Source organism: Mesotoga sp. UBA5825 (genome assembly GCF_002432955.1).
Classification (GTDB): domain Bacteria; phylum Thermotogota; class Thermotogae; order Petrotogales; family Kosmotogaceae; genus Mesotoga.
Window position 1 is genome coordinate 1 of sequence record NZ_DJHG01000054.1, and the last position, 3,250, is coordinate 3,250.

Annotated in this window: 1 protein-coding gene; it reads left to right on the forward strand. The window is 45.2% G+C overall.

The window, feature by feature from the left end:
- Positions 1-359 precede the first annotated feature (359 nt).
- A complete protein-coding gene (locus B3N33_RS05110) occupies positions 360-3,011 on the forward strand; it encodes a PAS domain S-box protein (protein WP_292592373.1) in 2,652 nt (883 codons plus the stop codon).
- Positions 3,012-3,250 lie beyond the last annotated feature (239 nt).

The following is a 3,250-nucleotide window of genomic DNA, read 5'->3' on the forward strand; positions in this document are numbered from 1 at the left end:
CCCCCTGGGCTACTCACCGGTTGGGGGTAGGAAAAAGCCCGTCCTTTCGTCACTAAAAGTCACACTTATCTAAGGAAACAAGTTTATAATAGATATGTAACTATATTTTGAGTGCGATTATTATTAAATTAACATAGATAACATTTATGTAAAGCACACTTCTTTTCAGAAATCGTTTGATAACAGTGTATGCGAAGCTCAATGACTGCAGTTAGGATTTTTGGAATTATGGTAATCGTGGCGGCGCGCTTGGCAGTGATTCATTCCTTTGCTTTCAGCTTTGTTTTCTCGAGGATGAATCCGTTAACGGCTTGCCATTCTGTACACACCGGGGAGCGACAGGTGTCGCCGGAGGTTCTATGAGGCAATTTCCCGATCTTGTTAATTATATAGTGGACATGGTATTCGTTTCCGACATGGAAGCCAGTATAGTCTATGTAAACGATGCCGTTACAAACAATAACGGTTTCTCGAGAGAGGAGCTGCTCGGTAAGTCCTTGTCGACCATTGAAACAAAGATTACAGAAGCATCGTTCAGAGAATTCTGGTCGAAAGCCGCCGTCGGTACTTCTAGAACGATCAACGGCCAGCACTACTACAGAGACTGTGGTTCTGTTCCCGTCGAGATACATTCTGTCTTGATTGAAGACGGCGGCGAAAGACTGGTCGTAAGCACTGTGAGAGATATAACACAGCGAAAGCGAGATGAAAAGCTTCTTGAAGAGAAGAATCTTCAGCTTCAGGCTCTCGCTAATGCTCCAACCGAATCGCTGTTTCAGATAGATCCTTCAGGAAAGGTTATAACTGCCAATCAGACCCTCTCCAAGAGGCTTGGTACTGATCTGGAGACGCTGATCGGCAAGAATCTGTATGATTTCATCCCGCAAGAACTCGCCGAAGTAAGAAAGATCCATATCGAAGAGGTTCTGAAAACAGGAAACCAGAAGACAATGGAAGACCGTCGAGATGGAATTGTACTTAAAACAACCATATACCCGGTATTCGGAAGGAACGGGCAGGTCGAAAGTCTTGTTCTCTTTTCAGAAGATATAACTGCAAGAAAGAATGCTGAAGATAGATTGAAGGAAAGCGAGAGAAGAGCAAGTAAGAAACTCGAGGTGATTCTCGATCCCGAAGGCGAAATTGAGAATATGGAACTTGAGTATCTACTGGATGTCGAGACTATCCAGTCTATCATGAACGACTTCTACAAACTGACCAATATTGGAGTAGCGATCGTCGATACTCTCGGAAATGTCCTCGTCGAGACCGGTTGGCAGGAAATATGCACAAAGTATCACCGTGTGAATCCTGGGACTCTCAAGAACTGTCTTTACAGTGATATAGAGCTTTCGAAGGGCATAGAGCCGGGAGCGTTTAAGCTCTACAAATGTGCCAACAATATGTGGGATATGAGTACCCCAATAATCGTGGGCAATACCCATATGGGGAATCTATTTTTGGGACAGTTCTTCATGGAAGATGAGAGCGTGGATTACGATGTCTTCAGGAAACAGGCGAGAAGATACGGTTTTAACGAAAAAGAGTATATTGAGGCTCTGGACAAAGTGCCCAGGTGGAATCGCGATACAGTCATGACAGCAATGACCTTCTACTCAAAGTTTGCACAAAGGCTCTCGAGACTGAGTTTTTCGAATATGAAGCTAGCCAAGGCTCTCTCCGAAAGAGACGGATTTCTTCAAATGATCGAAGAAAAGGAGAGCAGGTTCAGAAGATATGTTGAGAATGCCCCGGACGGAATATTCGTCGCAGATGGAAGAGGCAATTATACAGATGTTAACGAAGCGTCCTGTCTAATCACCGGCTATTCAAGAGGAGAGCTGCTGAAAATGAACTTCAAACAGTTGGCGGCTCCCGAGAGTCTTCTGGAGGCCGAAAACCATTTCAGGAGGACTGTCGAAGCCGGCGTGGCAGAAGGCATTACTGCCTTCGTTAAGAAGACAGGCGAGAAGAGATACTGGAATGTCAGAGCCGTAAGGCTCGACGATTCGAGCTTCATCGGGTTCACCAGAGACGTAACCGATCTCGTCATAAGCCAGGAGGCCCTGAAGAAATCCGAAGAAGAGAAATCACTCATACTTAACACAACCAAGGAAATAATAGTCTATTACGACACCGATCTTAACATAATCTGGGCGAACAGAGCTATGGCAGAGCTTTTTGGAACAAGCATAGAAAAGCTTGTCGGCATGAGCTGTGTCGATGTTTGGCAGCGTGGCAAGAAGTCCGATAACTGCATCCTGAGAAAGGTTCTTGACACGGGCTCTCAGGAAGTTGGAGAAATAATTACCAAGTTCGCCACAGCATTGTACATAAGGGCTTATCCGGTTAGGGATGCAGACGGGAAGATTACCGGCGTTGTTGAAATCTGCGAAGACATAACAGAAAGAAATCGACTATCTAGCAGCCTAGAATCAGCTTTCGAAGCTCTTGTTCGTGCCGCTTCGGACATTGTTAGCGCCAAGGATCCTTACACGGCCGGCCATCAGAAAAATGTGAGCGATCTGGCCGTGGCGATAGGAAAGAAAATGGGTCTAGATCATGAGACTTGCAACTGTCTTAAGGTTGCCGGTCTACTTCACGATATAGGGAAGATCTCAGTTCCTACGGAAATTCTGTCTAAACCAGGAAAGCTGAGCGATATTGAGTTCAGACTAGTAAGGGAACATTCGAAGAATGGCTATAATATACTCAAGGATATAGATCTTCCCTGGCCCATTGCCGATATAGTGTTACAGCATCACGAAAGACTCGATGGATCTGGTTATCCAGGAAGTTTGAAAGACGATCAAATAAGGCTCGAATCAAAAATAATAGCCGTTGCCGATGTCGTTGAGGCTATAACCTCCCACAGACCCTACAGGGCGGCCCTGGGAATTGAATTCGCCCTTAATGAGATAAAGGAAAATTCAGGCAGACTGTACGATCCGTTAGTGGTAAAAGCCTGTGTAGAACTTATCGAAGAAGGCTATACTTTCGAAAATTCCTAGGGAGTCTTTTTCCGCGCCATTTGGGGTTTGCTTATGCTTCCAGCCTGTTTCTATACTATCTGCTCTTCTATTCTAGAAGTGAAAGAACAGCAAGAACAGCACTTCCACCCTATCTGTTCTATTTATCTCCAATATCCTTGCTAGGTAAATGTGTTGTTTGGGGCTCCTGTTCAGAGTCATTTCGGACCTGATTCCGGATCCAGGGGTCTTGAGCCTCCCGCTGAAAGCGGCATCATTTC

Bases quoted from the DNA above. Each gene is read 5' to 3' on its own strand.
- B3N33_RS05110 (WP_292592373.1), top strand. From the start codon at position 360: ATGAGGCAATTTCCCGATCTTGTTAATTATATAGTGGACATGGTATTC.